16 protein-coding genes and 1 tRNA gene are annotated in these 20,743 nt (G+C 45.3%); 7 read left to right on the forward strand and 10 right to left on the reverse strand.

The features are described from left to right. Position 1 precedes the first annotated feature (1 nt). Together ADH67_RS03240 and ADH67_RS03245 are read right to left on the reverse strand one after the other, a co-directional pair. Complete coding sequence (locus ADH67_RS03240; RefSeq protein ID WP_066591609.1) at positions 2 to 583, reverse strand: hypothetical protein; 582 nt, start codon at positions 581 to 583, stop codon at positions 2 to 4. An 18-nt stretch (positions 584 to 601) separates the two neighbouring features. After that, positions 602 to 1,423 carry an outer membrane protein assembly factor BamD gene (locus ADH67_RS03245; RefSeq protein ID WP_066591611.1) on the reverse strand — a complete coding sequence of 274 codons (822 nt, stop codon included), beginning with the start codon at positions 1,421 to 1,423 and terminating at the stop codon, positions 602 to 604. Here ADH67_RS03245 and ADH67_RS03250 point away from each other — a divergent pair, their 5' ends adjacent. The 5 genes from ADH67_RS03250 to rimO are packed head-to-tail and all read left to right on the forward strand — an operon-like array spanning position 1,424 to position 5,659. Then, positions 1,424 to 2,632: an RluA family pseudouridine synthase gene (locus tag ADH67_RS03250; RefSeq protein WP_066591614.1), complete on the forward strand. Its 1,209-nt coding sequence runs from the start codon at positions 1,424 to 1,426 to the stop codon at positions 2,630 to 2,632. It abuts the gene before it with no gap. A gap of 6 nt (positions 2,633 to 2,638) precedes the next feature. Further along, on the forward strand, positions 2,639 to 3,421 hold the full coding sequence (gene pgeF / locus ADH67_RS03255) for a peptidoglycan editing factor PgeF (protein WP_066591617.1): 783 nt from the start codon (positions 2,639 to 2,641) through the stop codon (positions 3,419 to 3,421). Next, entirely contained in the window at positions 3,396 to 3,986 is a 591-nt protein-coding gene (locus ADH67_RS03260) for a hypothetical protein (RefSeq protein WP_066591620.1), read from the forward strand. Before pgeF ends, ADH67_RS03260 begins: the two co-directional genes overlap by 26 nt. After that, entirely contained in the window at positions 3,979 to 4,314 is a 336-nt protein-coding gene (locus tag ADH67_RS03265) for a rhodanese-like domain-containing protein (protein ID WP_066591623.1), read from the forward strand. Before ADH67_RS03260 ends, ADH67_RS03265 begins: the two co-directional genes overlap by 8 nt. Positions 4,315 to 4,321: 7 nt before the next feature. Next, a complete protein-coding gene (gene rimO / locus ADH67_RS03270; protein WP_066591626.1) occupies positions 4,322 to 5,659 on the forward strand; it encodes a 30S ribosomal protein S12 methylthiotransferase RimO in 1,338 nt (445 codons plus the stop codon). A 304-nt stretch (positions 5,660 to 5,963) separates the two neighbouring features. On the opposite strand, the gene ADH67_RS03275 is transcribed toward rimO, so the two are convergent. From ADH67_RS03275 to ADH67_RS03310, 7 genes are all read right to left on the reverse strand, one after another. After that, on the reverse strand, positions 5,964 to 6,284 hold the full coding sequence (locus ADH67_RS03275; RefSeq protein WP_066591629.1) for a type II toxin-antitoxin system HicB family antitoxin: 321 nt from the start codon (positions 6,282 to 6,284) through the stop codon (positions 5,964 to 5,966). Positions 6,285 to 6,382: 98 nt separating this feature from the next. After that, positions 6,383 to 6,643, reverse strand: a complete 261-nt coding sequence (locus ADH67_RS03280; protein ID WP_143597716.1) for a hypothetical protein — start codon at positions 6,641 to 6,643, stop codon at positions 6,383 to 6,385. A gap of 377 nt (positions 6,644 to 7,020) precedes the next feature. Continuing rightward, complete coding sequence (locus tag ADH67_RS03285; protein WP_066591636.1) at positions 7,021 to 8,241, reverse strand: ABC transporter permease; 1,221 nt, start codon at positions 8,239 to 8,241, stop codon at positions 7,021 to 7,023. Next, complete coding sequence (locus ADH67_RS03290) at positions 8,238 to 9,470, reverse strand: ABC transporter permease (protein ID WP_066591639.1); 1,233 nt, start codon at positions 9,468 to 9,470, stop codon at positions 8,238 to 8,240. Before ADH67_RS03290 ends, ADH67_RS03285 begins: the two co-directional genes overlap by 4 nt. A gap of 6 nt (positions 9,471 to 9,476) precedes the next feature. Then, positions 9,477 to 10,538: an HlyD family secretion protein gene (locus ADH67_RS03295; protein WP_066591642.1), complete on the reverse strand. Its 1,062-nt coding sequence runs from the start codon at positions 10,536 to 10,538 to the stop codon at positions 9,477 to 9,479. Position 10,539: 1 nt separating this feature from the next. Further along, the gene (locus ADH67_RS03300) at positions 10,540 to 11,928 is read right to left on the reverse strand and encodes a TolC family protein (protein WP_236578469.1); all 1,389 of its coding nucleotides are present in this window, start codon (positions 11,926 to 11,928) and stop codon (positions 10,540 to 10,542) included. Positions 11,929 to 14,372: 2,444 nt separating this feature from the next. Further along, positions 14,373 to 14,447, reverse strand: a tRNA-Arg gene (locus tag ADH67_RS03310). Between the two features lie 105 nt (positions 14,448 to 14,552). Between ADH67_RS03310 and ADH67_RS03315 the strand changes: the two genes are divergently transcribed. Both ADH67_RS03315 and parC read left to right on the forward strand, forming a co-directional pair. Continuing rightward, positions 14,553 to 16,532, forward strand: coding sequence for a DNA topoisomerase IV subunit B (locus ADH67_RS03315; protein WP_066591646.1), 1,980 nt, complete (start codon positions 14,553 to 14,555; stop codon positions 16,530 to 16,532). 2 nt (positions 16,533 to 16,534) lie between these two features. Beyond that, positions 16,535 to 19,477 (forward strand): DNA topoisomerase IV subunit A, encoded by a 2,943-nt coding sequence (gene parC, locus ADH67_RS03320; RefSeq protein ID WP_066591650.1) that lies wholly within the window; start codon positions 16,535 to 16,537, stop codon positions 19,475 to 19,477. Positions 19,478 to 19,560: 83 nt separating this feature from the next. Here parC and ADH67_RS03325 read toward each other — a convergent pair whose 3' ends face one another. Beyond that, positions 19,561 to 20,634, reverse strand: coding sequence for a flavocytochrome c (locus ADH67_RS03325; protein ID WP_236578470.1), 1,074 nt, complete (start codon positions 20,632 to 20,634; stop codon positions 19,561 to 19,563). Between the last annotated feature and the right edge of the window lie 109 nt (positions 20,635 to 20,743).

Genomic DNA, 20,743 nt, shown 5'->3' on the forward strand with positions numbered 1-20,743 from the left:
TTTACTCTGGTTTTCCTTTGATTTGACAGCTTTTCCAACGTGCAGCCATGTCATCTGTCTTGGATTTGGCTGGATAAGTTTCGTAGCCGCAAAGAATACGGGCGGCTTTATCCTGAGGTCTTTGGCCTGTTAAATTGGCTTCAACCGTAAAAGGTTTATCGTTGGCGTCAGGATGCAGTTCGATGAAATGCAGAGTGATTTCTTTGGTCGGCTTTGGCTTCAGACATTCTCCAAGGACGGCTCGCACTTTGTATTCTTCCTGATGAGTATCTTTGGCAAAATAGCGGAGCATAACTAATTCTCCCCAGTCTTTGCCGGCATGATGAATGCGTCTGCGGCTCTCGTTTTTAATCCAATCAATGAACTCAGGTGTTTCGGAACAAGTACGCCAGTCTCCGGGATATTGGAGCTGTGAAAGAAAAAACGGCACACCTTTGGTTTCTACAGCTTCATCGGCAAGATAATTGAGATCCTCGCACGTCATGTCCTGAGAATTCTGCGGGACTGTTCGGCAGCCGGTCATGGCGACAGCTGCCGAAATGATAAAGGGAATAGAAATAAGGGCCTTGACGTTAACCTTCATCAACAATCCTAAAAGAAATTATTGCGGGGCCTCCACTTGCGGTGCTTGAATAATGTGCTGCACAGTCTTCTTGGAGGGACGATTTTGATTGGCTTCAATAATACGCTCAATGTCTTTGACTTTATCTTCCATTCCGAGTGCTTTGTAACTGTCTTTCATAATTTGTAATGCTTCTTCAGCTTGGTCGGTGCTCTGGAAGTCGTTTAGGACGGTTTGACAGCGGTTGATGGCCGCAATATATGCATCTCGCTTGTAGTAATACATAGCAGTATTGATTTCATACTGTGCCTGCGCATGGATCAATTCATACATGCGTTCTCTGGCATCATTGGCATAACGGCTATGCGGGAAACGTTCAACCAATTCTTTGAAGATATCGAACGCATCTCTGGCAGCTTGAGCATCTCTTTTAGAGAGATCTTGTTTTGTCAGCCAATTCATCCATCCGTCATCTTCGTCCAATGTGGCAACGCCCTTGATATACATTGCGTAAGGGGAGAGCGGATGATCAGGATACTGTCTGAGGAAACGATCGCAGGCAATAATGGCCTGAGACATTTCTCTTTCACGGAAATAAGAGTAAGCAGTCTCAATCTGAGCTTGCTGGGCATACTTGCCGAACGGGTAGCGGGCTTCCAATTTTTGGTAGTAGTCGCGGGCCGTTTCCCAGTTCCCTTCATTCAGATTGTCTCTGCCTTCAACATATAACTTGTCCGCAGACCAGCCTTCAGTCGGATCCTCAATGGAATTAAGCCAACTGCATGACGCAGTGGTTAGAATAACGGAACCCATCGCAATCGTTAAGAGAGTGCGCTTAAAAGTTGATTTTAAGGATGACATATGTCAGAACCACATAATAATTTTAGTTCCTTGGATTATAGCCAGTACGAGGAGGATGTCGAGGAGCTCGAACAAGAAACCGACAAAAAATTCTCTTTTGTCGTCTCTATAGAAGAAGACGGAGAACGTATTGATAAGGTTTTGAGTTCCCGCTATCCGGATTTTTCCCGCTCACGGCTTAAAACCGTCATCGAAGAAGGGGACGTTTTAGTTGACGGTGAAAGTGTTTCCAAGCCGAAACAAAAACTGCTTTTAGGCCAGCAGGTAGATGTTACGGTTAAAAGCCGTCCGGAGGACTGTCCGTTTACACCGACTCCGATGGATTTAGACATTGTCTACGAGGACGATTCCATCCTCGTCATCAATAAGCCGGCAGGTTTAGTTGTTCACCCGGCAACGGGCCATTGGAATGATACGCTGGTTAACGGCTTGCTCGCCTATAACGAATCTTTCTCTAAACTGCCGAGAGCCGGTGTAGTCCATCGTTTGGACAGAGAAACTTCCGGTTTGATGGTGGTTGCTAAAACTGAGCAAGCTCAGCTGAGCTTAGTTAAACAGCTTCAAGAAAGAACCGTAAAAAGAGAATATTGGGCTTTGACACGAGGCCGGGCCCCAGTCGATAAAATTATTGATGCTTCAATCGAACGAGACCCGCGAAACCCGATTAAGTTTATTGTCGGTAAGTCTGCACGGGCCAAGAACGCTCTTACCCGAGAAAAACTCGTTCAGTTCACTGAAGTCAACGGTAAGCCTTACTCTTGGGTTGCCTGCCGCCTGCAGACCGGCAGAACGCACCAAATCAGAGTTCATATGGAATCCATCGGGTTCCCGTTGATCGGAGATCCTTTGTATCGCAATAGACTTCCGGTTCCGAAAGATGATGGAACTAAGGTTTCGCAGTTTAATCGCCAAGCATTGCACGCCAGCAGATTAGGCCTTGTTCATCCGCTAACCGGAGAGGTGATGGAATGGTTTGCTGAGCCGCCACAGGACTTTACCGATGTTATGGATGAATTAGGATTTGGTCCTTGGGATAGACCGACGGAAGTTTTCGGCGATCCGGTTGTTGTCTTGGATTCCGAAGCCGATGACTTCGCACCGAACGAAGAAGCCGTAGGACGTATTTCCTCCTGGGATGATTTTGATTTCGGAGACGAAGAAGATTCAACTGATTATTCCGTCTGGAAAATAGAGAAGAGAAAGGATTAAAGCTCTATGAGTAATTTTCAAAAACCCTCGATTGAACTGATCGAACCGAATTGGCCCGCTCCGAAGAACGTTAAGGCTTTCTTTACTTCCAGAAACGGTGGAGTCTCTGCCGGTGCTTATGGCGGTGTTGACGGATTTAACGGTTTGAATTTAGGAAAACATGTCGGCGACAGCCCTTACTGTGTCAGAAAAAATCGTGAAATCGTAGAAAGTCTGGGATGCAAAGATCTGAGGTTCCTGAATCAAGTTCACTCCTCAAGAGTGTTGGAAGCTGATGAAATTATCTCTGATGCCGAAGATGCAGATGCAAGCTTTACAACTAAATCCAATGTCGGATGTGTAGTGATGACCGCGGATTGCTTGCCGATTCTTTTATGTTCAAAAGACGGAGAAATCGTTTGTGCCTGCCACGCCGGTTGGAAAGGATTGGCCGCAGGCGTGATTCAAGAATCCGTCAGAAAAATGAGAGAAAGGTTAAGTTCTTCCGCGGTCGAAATAATGGCTTGGATTGGCCCGTGTCTAGATGTCGAGAATTTTGTGGTGCAGCAAGATGTCAAAGATATCTTTTTTAGAAGCGAATTGGCTCCCTTTGCGGATAAATACTTTATTTCAGATCCAAAAGGTTTTCTTTTAAATTTCTCGGGTTTGGCCTCCGAAACCCTTAAACTTGCAGGCGTGAACGAAGTCTATGATTCGGGATTAAGCACTTACAGTGATCCTGCTAGATTTTATAGTTATAGGCGAGATAAAGTAACGGGAAGACATGGCGCAGTCATCTACAAACAATAAGGCCGCAAATCAGGAAGATTTTCAAGAATTTCAATGGTATTACGTTCAGCCTGCTTTTAAGCAGCTGAAATTTATTGACTGGGCTTTGGGTAGTGCAGCGTTTGCCGGTGCTGTGGCCTTTTTATATGCAGTCGATCCTGACCTAATGTTAGACAGTCCTTGGGTTCTTGTGATTTTGCCTTTTTTGGCATTTCTTATCTGCTCCATTATTTTGATCCTTAAGCCGCACCGTCAAATCTTTTATCGCATTGATAAATTCGGTGTTTACTCTGAATTCAGACAATCAACGTGCCCCCTCTATACTGAGATAGAGTTGGTATTGAGCCTTTTTTTATCTTTGTTCGGAGTTCGTCATAACTTTTATATGAACAAACACTCCTCTCGAAGCAGAGAATTCAAGTGGAAGGATATTGTTTCCGTCCGAGCAAATCCTAATCTCAATAAGATTGTCGTACAGGCTGGACTGAAGGGAAAGCTCTTTCTGTTTACGACCCAGAATGAATTTAAACAAGTGCTCACGTTAGTTGAGCAATACGTTGCACAAAGCAGGACTAGCTATGATTAAGAAATTATCAATTGTCTTATTTACACTTGGAATTTGTATGAGCGCACAGGCCGGAGAATATGTTTTGGATGTCAGATCTTTGCCTGAAGTTAATCAGACAGGAAAAATTGAAGGTGCTCTCGTCGATGACTACCACTCTCCTGATTTTTTACAGAAGTTTAAGAGTTTCAATATCAAGCCGGACGACACCGTCTTGGTTTACTGTCGATCCGGCAGGCGTGCTGAAGCTGTTAAGAGCATCCTCGAGAAGAATGGATACAAAAATGTTAAGAACTTAGGAGGTTATGAAGACGTCGCTAAGACCCTTAACAAACCATTGGTAAAGTAACTTGTAAATGATAAGAAAAAGAATTCCTCGCATTGGTTTTGTCTCTTTAGGTTGCCCTAAGAACTTGGTAGACAGCCAAAGAATTGTCACGGTCCTCCGCGCTGAAGGCTACGCTATTGGTTCCACTTATCAAGATTCTGATTTGGTAATCGTCAATACTTGCGGCTTTATTGATTCTGCGGTTCAAGAGTCCCTGGAAGCTATTCAAGAGGCTTTGGCGGAAAACGGTAAAGTTATCGTCACGGGCTGCTTAGGCAGTAAGAAAACCGAAGAAGGCAACTTTGTTGCGCTTAGGTTCCCTAAATTGTTGGGAGTAACGGGCCCGGAAGAAACCGACAAAGTGTTGGCTATGGTTCATGAAAACCTTCCTCCCCCGCATGAAGCGTTTGACAGTTTAGTTCCCGGCGGCGGAATTCTTTTAACGCCGAAGCATTATGCGTATTTGAAAATATCGGAAGGCTGCAATCACCATTGCTCTTTCTGCATCATCCCGTCTCTTCGCGGAAAATTAGTCTCCAGACCAATCGGCTCTATTCTTCGTGAGGCCGAGAATTTGGTTAAAGACGGCGTTAAAGAGTTAATTGTGATTGCTCAGGATACGGCTGCCTACGGGGTTGATGTCAAATATAAGTTGGACTTTATCGGCGGAAGAGCCGTTAAAACCAAAATTAATGTGCTTTTCGAAGAGCTTGCCAAGCTTGGAGTTTGGGTAAGGCCGCATTATGTTTATCCGTATCCTTCCGCAGATGAATGGGTTGGCTTGATGTCGGAAAAGAAAATTCTTCCTTATCTGGATGTTCCGTTCCAGCATGCCCATCCTCGCATACTGAAAGCGATGAAGAGACCGGGCAGCGAAAAGAACTTGGAAAGAATTGAAGTATGGAGAAAGATTTGTCCTGAAATAGCCATTCGTTCTACCTTCATTACCGGCTTTCCTGGAGAAACGGAAGAAGAGTTCGAGTATCTCCTCGATTTCTTAAAAGAAGCCAAGTTGGATTGTGTGGGGGCTTTTGCCTATTCACCGATTGAAGGAGCAGCCGCTAATGAGTTGCCCGGTGCTTTGCCGCAAGAAGTTAGAGAAGAAAGACGCGAAAGATTGATGGCGCTTCAAGCTGATATTTCTAGAGAAGTTCAGAAGAAACACGTTGGTCAGACACTTAAAGTCCTCGTAGATGAATACGATGAGGAAAACCATGTGGCTATCGCTCGTTCTGAGTTCCAAGCCCCGGAAATTGACGGCGTTACTTACATTGAAGGAAAGCCGGAAGTTAAACCAGGAGACATGGTTGAAGTCGTTGTCGAGGATTCGGATGATTTCGACTTGTACGCATCGTTGAAAAAATAAAGTATTCTCGAGTAGAAAGATTTCAGTGTGGCTTGTCTTTACCTTCGGCATCCCTCAGGGTGCCTAATCAGCCTCTAGCATTGTAAAAATCTTTTTTAGATACTCCGGCCTGCTTTGACATTGAAGAAACTAGAAACGCATCGAAAGGTTCTTCGTGTTGGGCTACCGTGACAACATACCGCTGCCCGTTAACGGTCTTAGACCATTTCTCATGAGACGTAGAGGTTCTTTTTCTTCGGACTGAACTCTAGGTTGGTTAGAATCCTTACGACATCTCTGCAGCTTAGGGGAGGAAAGACAGAGCTTATGCCGCCAGCTGAAAAGGTTGAACACAGGCGATTTTGTTTTTAAGGTGGCTTGTAACTGTTTTCTTGATATTAAACCAGTAGTATTTAACAAAAAATTCTAAGGGAGCTTTACGAGACAGAAGCTCTTTTTCAAACTCTTTATCTTCTCCCACAGTAGCGTCATAAATATATTCTTTAATCTGCTCATCAAGCCGTGAAAGGGCCTCTTCTACAGTTTTGCCTTGTGCGGCAACGCCAAAATCCAAAGACACTAAGGCCCAGTGGTCATTATGTTTTTCACCGTATATTCTTACTAAAAAGAGGCCGTCTCTAACCATTTTTGAAGTTCCTGTAGTTGAGCCGAGGATAACATCAGAGAAGAATGGTCAGGTGCTCTAAGATGTATTTCTGGGAGGGCCTGAGGGGGCATGAGGATTTAAGCATCTAAAAAAGCCATCAGTTCTTTTACAGTTGAAAAAGGACCATAGACATCTTCACTTCGAAGAGCTTTTTCGATTGTTTTCCTAGTTTCTTTATTAGGGGTATGTTTGCGCACGGCGTGAGTTTTAGTTTTTTGTAGTCCAGTAGGTTTTGTTCCAAAGACGGCTTTACGGAGCGGACGAATGCAGACACTCGGCTTTCTTACAGACGGAAAGCTCGCGCTTGTCTTAGAATGCATAGTCATATCTTTACTCACAAATCATCCTACTGGAACAGAATTAGACCGAAGGGCGTTACTTCAGCGGTTCTTTTTCTCCTCTAACTAGCTAACAAAAATTATACTAAAATCCCAAAAGCAAACGTATTTCCCTTAATACCGACCCCCGTTTCCTTTACCTATTAACTAAAAAATAAACTATATGAAAAATAAGCCCTTATACAAAAAAGGCAGATAAATGCCAGAGAAAGGTCCTCAATTCCTGAACTTTTTCCTACTTCTCTCTCCGTGGCGATGTTTGCTTTCAGCGAGGCGCTTCGCTGTACCCAAAAAATAATTGAGGACAAAGAATTCAAGTTAGGAGAGTTTGTTTCCGAGCTTGTCTTTGCCTAATTATTTCGGCTCCGTAAGTTAAATTATTTGCTTGAAAGAATAGTCTGTCCTTTGACCGTCTTCAAAGAGTACGGGCTGCTGATGACTTCGTAGTCGTTGCGGTAGGTTCTGGCTATCAAATAAGCAATAGTCAAATAAAATACCGTCAAGCCAAGTAAATGAAGCAAGTGCGGCATGATTTGACCTATTGAGGCACCGGCCTGTGAAGCTCTTAGCATGGCATGCACTGCCGGCGTAGACGGAATAAAGAAGGCGATTATGTTCATGTAATCAGGAATATTCTGCAGAGGGAACAAATCGCCGGTGATGAATACGCAAGGCAGAGATGTGAGAACAACGGTTTGTACGGCATAGTTCGCCCGTTTAAAGGCAAAAGCAATTACTAAAGCTAAAGCACATACCGCCATGGATAAAAAGACGCAGGTTGCCAATGTCGCCGGAATATTCTGGAACGAATTAATGCCATGCCACGCAAAGGAAGCACCTTCAATAAACAGCGTCCAGAAAAGCAGAATACAGAAAAACGGTAGATAAAGGGCAAACAAATAAGGAAGACTCTGGATGGCACGGACTAAAGGGAAGGGCATCTGCTTGGCGCAGAACCATTCATTAATGAGTGTTCCTACCCCGGCTAAAGTTACCGTTTGGAAAATAATGCAGAATACGATTGGTACTGCAAAGTTCAAGTATCCCGAGACCGTGTTGTACATTGGCTGAAATATCACGGCAGGCGGTTTATTTGCACTTGCTGCAATCGTGCTGATGGGTACTCCCTGTTTAATCAATTGGGCGGCAATCGCGGTAGAAGCTATCTCCTGCAAAGGACCTGCTGCGCCTGCTATAGAGGAGCGAGCCTTTACAATAAAAGCTCCGTTAGAAACTAATTCCAGGGCCGTAGGGACGCCGGTAATGGCGTCTTTCATAAAGCCGTTCGGAATGGTGATGAGAGTCGTAAATTTTCCGTTTTTTAAATCTCGAATAGCCGTATCTGGATTGTTGCTGACGCCTTTAACATCTATTTGAGAAACGGCTTGTAAACCTCGGATAAGTTCTCTCGAAATCGGAGTGTTGTCCAAATCCACTACCACTGTAGAGATATGATCCGGAAGCTGAGCCGTGTACGGCCAAGCATAGTAAAAAGAATAAAAGAAAATCGCGACTAAGAAGAACGAAAAGCAGGAGAGGTTGGTCAGACACTCCTTAACGGTCTCTAAAAAACAGTGGGTCCATCCGCAAGATTTCATGAGGACCTCTTCTTGTTAAATATCGAAAGAAGACTGACTGGATCAGCTTTGAGATTTTTTTCTTTACGAAAATATTTTCTTTTCAGCAAAGGGATGCCGAAAATCAATGGAATAATGATGAGTAATCCTAGGGAGCTAAAAATTTCACCCATGTCAAGGACATTAGCTCCCATTACCCATTGCTGAGATTGCCCTCTAATAAACCAAGTAAGCGGAAGAAGTTCGGCAAAGAATTGGACAACAGGGCTCATCGAGTCCGTCGGAATGGAAAATCCTGTAAACGGAAGAGCAGGGGCTGCATAACCGGAGGCAACGACCAATGCAAATCGCCAGGTCGGAGCAATGGCACAGATAAGAATGGCAGCGCCTAAGAAAGCAGCCAAGCACATTAAAGCCGAAGCAAACCATACAAATAAAGAACCGCTTGGAGCCCACCCTCCTTGGCCGGCAAACAAAGCCAGATACCAAAGAATAATGAGAGAATAAATGAAGTAATGAGGAGCAAGTTTTCCTACTAAAGCTGCTGTCATGCTGTTGTCTGCATTATCCAACCAGTCTTTGATGCTGTTTCGGTAATCTTCTCGGATAATGGCCGTCACAAAGCAAAACATGGAGCCGAGAAACAAAACACCTGGAATTAAGTTGCTCCCCAAGAAGGCGTTGAAGTTCATTCCCATGTTGCCGAGAGCATAGAAGTCGGAATGAACGACTTCAACTAAACGTCTCGCACCGGCAGGTCCGATTCCAGTGGCTAACGAAGACTTTGCAGTTTGCTGAAGCTTAAGAGCCGACATCAGGCCCGAAATATCACCTTGAATACCTCCGGCTACGGCATATCGATTTTCGTCCAAATAGACGGAGATTGAGGATCCTCGGCCGGAAAGAGTATCTTTCATATAGCCGAACGGAATAGAGATGATGCCATAAACCGTTCCTTTTTTCAGTTCTTCGAGGGCCTCAGCTTGGGTGTTGATGACTACAGGTTTGATGGCGCGGATAGAGGATAATTCCAAGGCAACTTGGCGTGATACGCTTGTGTTGTCGTTATCAACCATGGCAACCGGGACCTGTTCGATTACGCCTTTCCCCAAAAGTCCCCAGACCACAAGCATCCATACCAATGGGAAAACAAAAGTCACCAAGACTTCTCCGGGATTTTTAACAAGACACTTAATTTCTCGAAAAGTGGTGCGGGTTACGGCGTTAAGCCAGGCAATAGGAGAGCGCATAAGCGACTACTTTTGAACTAAAACACTCATGCCGGGACGAAGGCCGTCCACTTTTGTCATGGGACGGGCACGTACCTCAAACGTTCTCATATCGTAACCGGAGTCTTGGCGTGTACTTCTCCAAGTGGCATAGTTGGCTCGCGGACTGATGTAGTAGATCTTATAGGCAATCTTTTTATCGCCGAGAGCAGGGACGGTAGCCTGAAGAATTCTGCCGATTTCGATTCCCGGCATCTGCGCTTCACGGATATTGAATGTGGCATACTGGTCATTGAGATTAACTAAAGTAACGATTGGATAGCCGGCAGCGGCTAATTCTCCGTCAGTAAAGATAATCTTCTCAACTTGGGCGTCAATCGGAGAGTAAAGTGTCTTGCTCTCAGTCAAAGATTTTACTTGTTCAACGCCGGCTGCCGCTTCAGAAGTTAAATCGGCGACGGCATTCTTTTCTTGCTGACGGGCGCCGATTTCAGCAATTTCATATTGCTGTTTAGCAGCTAATGCTTGTTGAGTTGCAGCCGTCCAATTGGTTTTAACTTCATCATATCTCTGAGCCGATACTAAGCCGTCCTTATACAAAGCGGCGATGCGGTTGTAAGTCTTGCGGGCTAACTCTTCGGCAGCAACGGCTCTTTGCCATTGTGCCTTAGCGGCTTCTTTTTCTTGCGGTCTTGCACCTTCATCAACAAGACTTTGCTTTTGTTTTGCTGCCCGCTCTTGGGCTTCTACTTGAGCAAGTTTTGCTTCTAACTCGGGAAGATGCATTTCAACCACGGGCTGTCCGGCAGTGACAAAGTCCCCTTCCTGAATAAGAATTTTCTGTACTCTGCCTGGAACCTTGGAGGAGACGCTGACCGTGCGTGATTCCATCTGACCCTGGAGCGGAGGTTTGGGCGGGAAAGCCGCCTGATAAATGCCCCAAACAATAAAAGTAACTAAGGCAATTAATAGTACAAGGAGAAGAATGGTTCCGAAACGTAAAGATTTCTTTTCATCGGTTTCTATCTCCTGCTGAAAGTTGCTGGGAGGATTTTCTGCAGAAGCATTATTCTTGTTTTGTTCTGTCATGTTATTGCTCAACTATAACGTTCTTGTCGTTTACCGCATTCATAAAGTCTGCCATTTTTCCAGCGATTGCATGAAGCATTGCATAATTTGAGACAAATTCAAAGGCTGCGAGACGGCGTCCTACCTCGGCTTTAAGAAGCTGAGAGCGGGCCTCCGTCACATCAAGAGCTGTATTTAGGCCTTCATCAAAACCTTTATTTTTTAACTGCAGATTTTCTCTAGCCAATGTAACGGTGGAAGCACTGAGCTTGTATTGATCAATCGCATTTTGAGTCTTCAGCCAAGCAACTTCAATGGCTGTTCTGACGGCATTGACTGCTTCGGCTTTACCTGCTTCGGCTTGTTCTAAAGTGGCTTCTGCGCTTCTGACCGAGGCTCTTCTGTCTTTGGCATCCCAAAGTGTGAAATTGACTCCAACTCCGGCAATCCAATTCGGTTCCACTAATGTCTGGTAATGCTTAATAAAGTTATATTGACCGAAAGCAAAAACTTGTGGAGCCCAGGCACTCTTGGCGGCCTTAATTCCTTCGTTAGCTTGATTTGCCTGAGCTTGGATAACGGCCAGCTGAGGGTTGGAAGCCAGAGCAGTGTCAACCCAGTACTTGAGAGGTTTCATCGGTCCTTTGAGAACGAAGAGGGGTGTGGTCAATTTACCGAACTGTTCTTCTCTTAAAAGTCGTGAGAGCTGAAGCGTGGCGACTTTGACATTATCCTTTGCTTTTAGGTATTCTCGGTGTGTGTTGTCTCGAGAGACTTGAACTGACATTCTTTCAACTTTGCTGATCATGCCTTGCTTTTCGAATTTCATAGCTTTTTGAAGTTCTTTGTTTTGCTGGTCAAGCATGGCTTTCTGCAGTTTTTCTACAGAAACCGCTAGTTGGAGTCCGAAATAGTAACCCGCTAATTGTGCATCAAGTTCTTCGGAAGTCAGATGTTTATTAGCTATAGCTTCATCAATCGCATATTTGCTTGCTTCTTGTGCCGCAGTTATTTTGCCGCCTGTATAAATCGGCCAAGTTGCCGTTGCTGCGGCACGAGGACCGTTTAAAGAATACTTTTCGTCCAGGCCAATAGGAATGGAGCCGAGCATAGGCAAAGAAATATCTTTATGAATATCAATCTTCTTTTGGCCGGCGATTTGAACGGCCTGGACACTGACGGTCGGACCGCCTAGTGTTTTGATAGATTCTCGAGCTTCTTCTTTGCTTCGTACCGCGGCTGATCTTGCTTTAAGCTTGTCACTTCTCTCATATAACCAGGTTCTGGCCACTGGGAAACTTAGGGGAAGTTTCTCTTGGGCAAAAGAGCCGGCTGTAACGACAGTTCTCTCGGCAGTAAAAGCCGATTGCATAAAGGCAACAAGCAAAATGACTAATAATGAACGACGCATTTAAGGGATATCAGGGAAATCTCTAGTTGGCAAATAATATCATTTTTTACATTTCGGTGACAAAATTCCGTCAATTTTGAGCGTAAGTCATAAATAGCTGTGAAATAGCGGAAGTTAGCAGAAATAGATAGAAATTAATAGCTTTTAAATATTTAGCAAGACTAATGTTTGACATTTAGAGTTTGCCGAACGTATTCTTCCCAAGAAGTCCCAAGAAGTTGATTTTCCTATCAGGCTGTTATTCTCCTAATAACAAATCTCAAAGCTTCAAAGAAAATTTCTCGATTTAAAGAGTTCCCCAAAGCAAAAACCCCTGTTTTTCAAGACAGAGGCTAAGGACGGGTCGTCCCATCCTTTTAGGAAAATTTTAATGTTAACTCTAATTAAGAGCAAGAGTTGTCCATACTCTAAACAACGTATAGACAACTTATATGTCGCAGGCTGACTGTACAGCTCGCTTTGTTTACAACTGGCATTGAGCGAGTGAAAGAGGCAGTACGAAGCATGAAAGCAGGATAACTCTCTTCCCAAGCCATCACATGAAGCGCTGCGACAACACCTTATCAACATCAGCCGCTAACAATTTCTACTTACCTAAGTAATATTTAAAAAAAACAGGGGGGGGTGCAGGAAGCAAAGAAGAAAATCTCCTCGTGTTCATCCGTCCTGGTGACGGGGGATGAGCATAATGGGAAAACCCTATTCTCTTCCTAACGAGGAGACAGTGAAAATAAAAAGAACGGAGAATATGCCGCCGTGAGGAACCTCCCTCTCTCTACTTTAACGAGCTCGTCCACAGGGACGGTATACGGCTATGATGATCAACCAAAAAGTGATCGACTCCCCGCCCTATGCTGACATGATATCACCACAGAATAGACTGTCACAAACAAGTAAAGTTGGGAAAGGAGATCTGAAAATGGTAGGTACCATTCAGATAGTCCACCATGATGGCGTTACCTCGGAGTCGGATCGATTCTTCTCCGAACTCGCGATGAAAGCCCGAACGGTCAAGTTAGACAGGCCTATGAGCGAATTAAGACGGGAGGTTATCTACCGTCAAACGGGCTAGGGCAGAGTTTATCAAAAAGCAACATGGGAATAAATCGGGGAAAGGAAGGAGAAAACGCAGGTACCAGTCAGACAGTCCAGCACGATGGCGTTAGCTCTGAAGTGGATAGATTCTCTTTAGAACCGGCGAAGAAAAGCTAAAGAACCAGACAGCAGAGATTCTTGTGAGCCCCCCTGCCGATTACAAGAAGGCGTTTCCTTCTAAACTGGATTCTGGCTACACTTTATCACAAAGCACCGCGGGATAAATCTGGGGAAGAAAGGAGAAAACGCAGGTACCAGTCAGACAGTCCACCATGATGGCGTTACCTCGGAGGTGGATCGATTCTCCTCCAAACCTGCGAAGAAAGCCATCGGACGCACCAGGACGTTGGACCTTGATGCGAATGACAGACAGAGGGCTCCCAGGTCAAACGACGGCAAGAAAAGTCTATCACAAAGCAACCTGGGTGATTGGTTCCCGGATACCTAAACGATTGTCCGTTGGTTCATTGCTGAACAGTGCATGAAAGCGGGCATCTCTACCTCGACATACTGATTGATGTCAGTCGGAATCTGTTGGAAAAAGTAGACTTAAACGACGGGTAAAAGAGAGGTTAAAACCCAACGGCATCATCTCTCAAATGGGTGGGAGTATTCCATCGAGTCCTGGGACAAACTCCTTTTGAGCAAAGACATCCGATGCATGAGAAGTTTGTCCGTTATTTGAGGCCTATCTTCTTGATGGGAACGCTGTCCCCAAAAGTTTGCCTTCGCCATTTCGCCCATTCTCCCAGTGGGTTCGCTTCATTTACTCTATCGTCTCCCACACTTGCGGCGTAGAGATGAGCAACGATGTACGGGTTTTGTTTGCCCCCCCCCTTCTTTTACTTTTGCTGAACAGGTTCAAAAAGCCCGACACAGAAGAGGTAAGTTCAAGATGTTCTTAAGCTTTTCTGAGTCTGGTTTTACCGAAGAGGCTTGACTGAACTACGTTGAGTAGAGCAGAGAAACCGATGCTAGGGCTATTAAGTACATGAGAGCAAGAGGCATAACAGACAGGGCCAACATGGCTAAGCTCAGAGGAAAACATTAGATAAACTTTGACGAGCGACACGGTTACTCTGGTCCAGCTTTGCGTTGATGAGTCTGCTTGCCGTACTGAACTTGACCGGATGCGCGGTCAGCTCTCAGAGCTTGAACGAAAAGCTTAAAGCGAGCCAATCAAGAGCGTAATCGATGTCTCTTCCTCGTTTGGAGTCAGATTTCGGGACGCGCTCGAAAGAACTCTAAGAGTTGTTAAATTCTGCGCAGAAATCCACAGATGAGTAAGTGGTGCTTTTTGTAGAGCTTGTTTCTTGATTCTCTTATAAGCTCGCAATGTCAACATGTCATGGCCTCCCCAACAGGAATCGAACCTGTACTTCAGTCTTAGGAGGACCGCGTTGTATCCATTCAACTATGGGGAGCCAAGTCTCGCAATTCTAACCGAATTTCTAGGCCTCTGTAAATTTGATTTGCGAGGTAAAATAACAGGTTCGAAAGTAGTTGACCATAACCACTTCCTTTAAAGCATGGCAGAAGAAATTAATAAGACAAACCAAGATTATTCCGAGTCTTCCATTAGAGTTCTGAAGGGACTTGAGCCGGTAAAACAGCGGCCGGGAATGTATACCTTAACCGACAATCCGCTGCACATCATCCAGGAAGTTATTGATAACGCTAGTGATGAAGTGCTCGCCGGTTTCGGAACTAAGATTATTTTGACTCAGCACGCTGACGGTTCGGTTTCGGTAGAAGATGACGGCCGAGGAATTCCTATCGGTATCCACCCGGAAGAAAAATGTTCGGTAGTCGAAGTTGTCTTCACTCGCTTGCATGCTGGCGGTAAGTTCAATAAGACTAGCGGCGGAGCATACTCATTCTCCGGTGGTTTGCATGGTGTCGGTGTTTCCGTTACCAATGCTTTATCCGACAAGTTGGAAGTTACTGTCTGGCGTGAGGGACTCGAAAGCACGATAGTTTTCGAAAACGGATACGTTGTCCAAAGTCTTGTCAGCGTTAAATCTCCTCGACTAAAGAAAGAAACCGGAACCAGAGTGCGCTGCTGGCCGAACCCTAAATATTTTGATTCGGCAAAAATTCCCACGGAAGCCTTGGTCAGACTACTCAGAAGTAAAGCGGTTTTGCTTCCCGGCTGTGAGGTGGTCTACAACAACGAAGAAAAAGATATTCACCAGCGTTGGAAATATAACGACGGCTTAAGAGAATACCTCTTAGAGCAGCTTGATCAGTCCCCTGAAATTCGTCCCTTCGAAGCCGAAGGATTTGCTGCAGACGATGATGAAAACTTCTCCGCCGGCGAAGGTGCCAGCTGGGTCGTGGTGTGGACCGAAGAAGGTCGCTTAGAAAGAGAAAGCTTTGTCAACTTGATTCCAACCCCGCAGGGCGGAACTCATGAAGCAGGTCTCAAGGACGGTATCTTTCAAGCCTTGAAGTCCTTTATCGAACAGCATGGCCTCTCTCAGAAGGGTGTAAAACTCATCGGCGACGATATTTTCACGCGTGCAAGTTTTGTATTGAACGCTAAGGTCTTGGATCCGCAATTCCAAGGTCAGGTTAAGGAAAAGTTAATCAGCCGTGATGCACTAAAGCTCGTTTCTGCTTTCGTCCGTCCTCAAATGGAATTCTGGCTTAACAGCCACATTGAAGACGGCAAGAAGTTAGCTGAGTTGGTTATTAAACAAGCTCAGGTTCGTCAAAAGTCCATCACTAAAGTCGCTAAGAGAAAAGGCTCTTCAGTGGCAGTTCTTCCCGGCAAACTGACTGATTGCTTGAGTGAAGACATTTCTCGAAATGAACTTTTCCTGGTGGAAGGTGATTCCGCCGGCGGTTCGGCTAAAAAGGCTCGCGATAAAGAGTTCCAAGCGATTTTGCCTTTAAGAGGAAAGGTTTTAAATACGTGGGAAGTAGATCGTAATCTTCTTTTCGGCAATAAAGAAATTCATGATATTTCAGTGGCCATCGGAGTTGATCCTCACGGTCCGGACGACACTCCGAATTTGTCTTCTCTGAGATACGGCAAAATCTGCTTCATGGCCGATGCGGACGTTGACGGATCTCACATTGAAGTTTTGCTGACGGCTCTTTTCTATAAGCATTTTCCGAAACTTATTGATGAAGGACATGTGTATATCGCAGTCTCGCCGCTCTTTAAAGTTATCGTTCCGAAGATTGGGAGGCAGAAAGAGAGAAGAATTTATTGCTTGGACGAGGCAGAGTTAAATAAGACTTTAGAGAAGCTCAAGAAAGAAAAGGTTCCTGAAAGCAAAATCGAAATTTCCCGCTTTAAAGGTTTGGGCGAAATGAACGAAAAAGAGCTCAAGGAAACGTCTCTGGATCCTGAAACCAGACGCCTGTTGCCCTTGAGTCTGGGTGGCATCAGCAGAGAGCTCACAACATCTGCCATGAATATTCTGATGGCAGCAAAAGAGGCTGAATCCAGAAGACGCTGGATTGAACGCCATGGTGATCAATTTGAACCGGATATTTAATCATGGCATCGACAGATAAAAATAATTCAAAGAGCAAAAAGAAGGCTGATAAAGAGCTGATAGCCAATGTCATTGAGGTTAAGGAAGAAGACATTCCGGACAATGGAAGCGGTTTTCTCTTCGATTTCGAAGATGAAGCTGAACATCCTGAAACTGAGCCTCAAGAGTCTCAGACAGCCGTTGAAGAAGTAGCCCAAGAGATACCAGTCATCGAAGAAGAAATGACCAAGGAAGAAGAAAAAACAGGAGAAGTGCAGTCTCTCAAGGAAGATATTAAAGAAACGGAAATCTCCTCGGCAGACGGCACTGAAGAACTCAAAGACTTCGAAGCCGAAACCTCTGACCCCGAAGTTTTGGAAGAAATCGATAAGACTCTCGGAGAGGTTTCTATTGTCCCGACAAATGATCCGACGGATATTGTCGAGCAAGCTTTAACCAATGATGACGATGGCGGCGACAAATTAACGGTAGCTTATTTTGCCAGCCGCGCTTACTTGGAATACGCTATTTCCGTGGTTAAAGGCAGAGCTCTTCCTGAAGTTTCCGACGGACAAAAGCCGGTGCAGAGAAGAATTCTCTATGCCATGAGAAGAATGGGACTCGTAGCCGAAGCTAAGCAAGTTAAGAGTGCTCGTATCGTAGGTGACGTTCTCGGTAAATTTCATCCTCACGGCGACGTGGCAGCATACGATGCTATGGTCCGTATGGCCCAGGATTTCACCATGCGTTACCCGTTGGTCCACGGCGAAGGAAACTTCGGTTCGCAGGATGGCGACAGCCCGGCTCATATGCGTTATACGGAAGCAAAACTGAGTAAGTACTCGGAGCTGCTTCTTGAAGAAATTGATGAGGGAGGAACTAAGTTTGTTCCGAACTATGACGGTGCCTTTAAAGAACCGGTTACTTTGCCGGCTCGTCTGCCGTTCATTTTGCTTAACGGTGCCAGCGGTATTGCCGTTGGTATGGCCACGGAAATTCCTCCGCATAACTTGGTTGAAGTTGCTAATGCGGCTGAAGCCGTTATTAAGAATCCGAAGATTACTTTGGATGAATTGATGCAGTTTATCCCCGGGCCTGATTTCCCAGGGGGCGCCCAAATTATTTCTTCTGAAAAAGATATCAAGAGTGCTTATTCCACCGGCTACGGTTCTCTTCTTCTGCGAGCACGCTATGAGTTCGAAGAACTTGCCCGAGGCCAATGGCAATTAGTCGTAACCGAACTGCCTTATAAGGTAGGCGCAGCTAAGGTTCTTGCAGAACTCGATTCTTTGACAAATCCGAAAGCCCCGGCGGGCAAAAAGACACTGTCGGCTAAACAGCAGCAGGATAAAGCTCTCCTCTTGAGTATCTTAGATACCGTAAGAGATGAATCCGATACGGATAATCCGGTAAGAATCGTATTTGAACCGAAATCCAAGGCAGTCGACAGAAATGAGTTCGTCAACATCTTATTCTCCAAGACAAGTCTCGAGTGCGGATGTAAATTCAACTTGGTTGCTATCGGTATTGACGGTAAGCCAAGACAAAAAGGATTGGTTGAAATACTTTCCGAATGGTGCACCTTCAGGCTCGGAACCGTTCTCAAACGTTCTCAGACACGCTTGGACGATGTCCAAGGCAGAATTCATGTCTTAGAAGGCCGAATGCTGATTATCGTCAATATCGAAGAGGTCATTCGACTGATTCGTGAGGCAAAAGATCCTAAAGCGGCCTTGATGAAGACCTTTGGTTTGACGGATGCTCAAGCCGAAGACATCTTGGAATTGAAATTAAGACAGTTGGCAAATCTTGATGAAATTAAGCTTCAAAAAGAAATTGATCAGCTGAAGTCTGAAGAAGCCGCCTTGTTGGATGTCATCAATAATGATTCCAAACTTAGGGCTTTGGTCTGCAAAGAAATCAGAAGCGATGCCAAGAAGTACGGAGATGAAAGAAGAACCTTAATTGAACAGGCTCAAACTGCAACTCTCATCAAGAAAGTTGCCGATGAACCCGTCACTGTCATCATTAGTGAAAAAGGTTTCTTGAGAGCTCGAACAGGCCACGGTTGTGATGCTGCTAATCTCTCGTTCAAACTTGGAGATTCTCTGAAGGCGTCTTTCGAATGCCGTACTGTTGATAATTTGATTGTGATGGCTCACAGCGGACGAGTTTATTCCGTACCGGTGTCTCAGCTGCCTAACGGCCGAGGAGACGGTGTGCATGTGAGTGCTTTTGTCCAGTTCCAGGATAAAGATGCCCCCTTCAGCTATGTCTGCGGAGATTCTGATTTCAAAGTTCTTTTGGCTAGCAGTGACGGTTATGGGTTCTGGTGCAAACTTGGAGACATGGTTTCTCGTCAGAAGAGCGGCAAGACGTTCTTTACGCTCAATGACGAAACAGTCAAGCCTCTGCCGTTGAGAATGTTTACCGACGCACAGACTTTAGTTTCCGTTTTGACTCAAGCCGGAAGATTCTTAGATTTCGAAATCGATGAATTGAGAAGTTTACCCAACGGCGGCCGAGGTGTTGCTCTTATTTCTTTGGCAGAAGGCGACCGCTTGGCTGCTGCTTTACCGTCTTCTTCTAAGGGAGTGATTGCTTGCGGCTTAGGCCGAGGAAACAAAGAACAAACTTATCCGATCGGACCTCGCTTAATTGAGACCTTCAAGATGAAGCGGGCAAGAAAAGGAAAACAACTCCCGAACAAGTGGAATTACTACGATCTGCTTCCTTCTAAGTTTGACGAGAAGCTAGAGGTTCCGGGTGCCAACGAAGGCGAGGGCGGCGTTTCCGAGAACACCGACACTAGAGCCGATGAGAAACCGACTGTATCTGCTGACTCAAATTCACAGACTATTTCTGGAAAAGAGCAGAAGGAAACAGGCAAAACTGACGCTGATAAACAGCTCGATGATTTTGTTTTGACTTCTGAAGAACAAGGAAACACCGGTCTTTTGTTCTAACACGGTTAACTCAAATATTTTTAATAAGAAAATGGGCAAGAGGAAAAACTTCTTGCCCATTCATATTCAGCCTATGGTGCTAATTAACTTCCGGTTGCTGCATTTTCTCCTGCAATTCTTCCGAATGTAAAGATATCAGCAATGGCATTTCCGCCGACACGGTTAGACCCGTGAATTCCGCCGGTAATTTCACCGGCTGCATAAAGACCCGGTATCACTTGACCGTCGCGGTCGATTACCTGAGCTTTAGTGTTAATCTTGGCGCCGCCCATAGTGTGGTGTCTGCACATGCCGATAGGACCTGCGTAGAACGGTGCTTTTACAATCTTGTGGCTCAGCATTAACTCGCTTCTGCCGAGAGGATCTTTCTTGGAATCAACCATTTCATTGTATTCCTTAATGGTCTGAGCCATTTCCTTCGGAGGCAAGTTAATAAGCTTAGCCAGTTCTTCGATAGTATCGGCTTTGAAAAGAGTACCGTTTTCTAATGCGCGGTGATTCATCTCGTTGTAATACTCATTGTTCTTGTCGAAACCATCTGCGTCGCAGACCGGAAAAACGGTTTGATCTGTTTGGGCCAAAGTTGCATCTCTGATCACGTCTCGGCGAGCATCTTCAGCAACGTAACGTTTTCCTTCTTTATTGAGGAAGACAGTGTATTCGATAGCCTGGAAGATGTCGGCGGTGTGCTTGTACCCCGGTGCGGTCCAAGGGATACACTGGATGTAGTCCATTCCGACCGCTAAACCATTGATGCCTTGAATTGCTTTAAGGACTTCGCCGGTTGAACCGGGTTGATTTGTTGTATTCAGCTTTGTTAATCTCGGATCAAAGAAAGCGCACATTTCCGGATTTGCTGCAAAGCCGCCGGCAGCTGCAACTACACCTTTGTTAGCTTTCCAGTATTCTTTTTTACCATTCCCTAAGTCAACTTCCACACCAAGGACTCGGCCGGAGTCAGGTTTTTCACGAATAATCGAAGTGACCTTATGAGAAGTTAGGATTGGCAGGCCAATCTTCTTGGCATACTGTGTACAGGCTTTAATATAATCACCGCCGCTTTGACCGACCGGATTTCTGCAGCGCGGCCAGAGACCGCCGTAGATCTGGTAAATACCGGGTTTAAATTGAACGCCGACTTTTTGTGTGCTCGGCATGAGTGCAATCTAAAGGGTGAAAGTCCCGAGCTCGCCCGCTAGTGGGAAGAGCTAGCGAATCTGCAAGGTGTGTGCAGTGATGTACAGGCTGAAAGAAGCAGATAGCAAA

Origin of the sequence: Turicimonas muris (genome assembly GCF_002221595.1) — a bacterium.
Lineage (GTDB): Bacteria > Pseudomonadota > Gammaproteobacteria > Burkholderiales > Burkholderiaceae_F > Turicimonas > Turicimonas muris.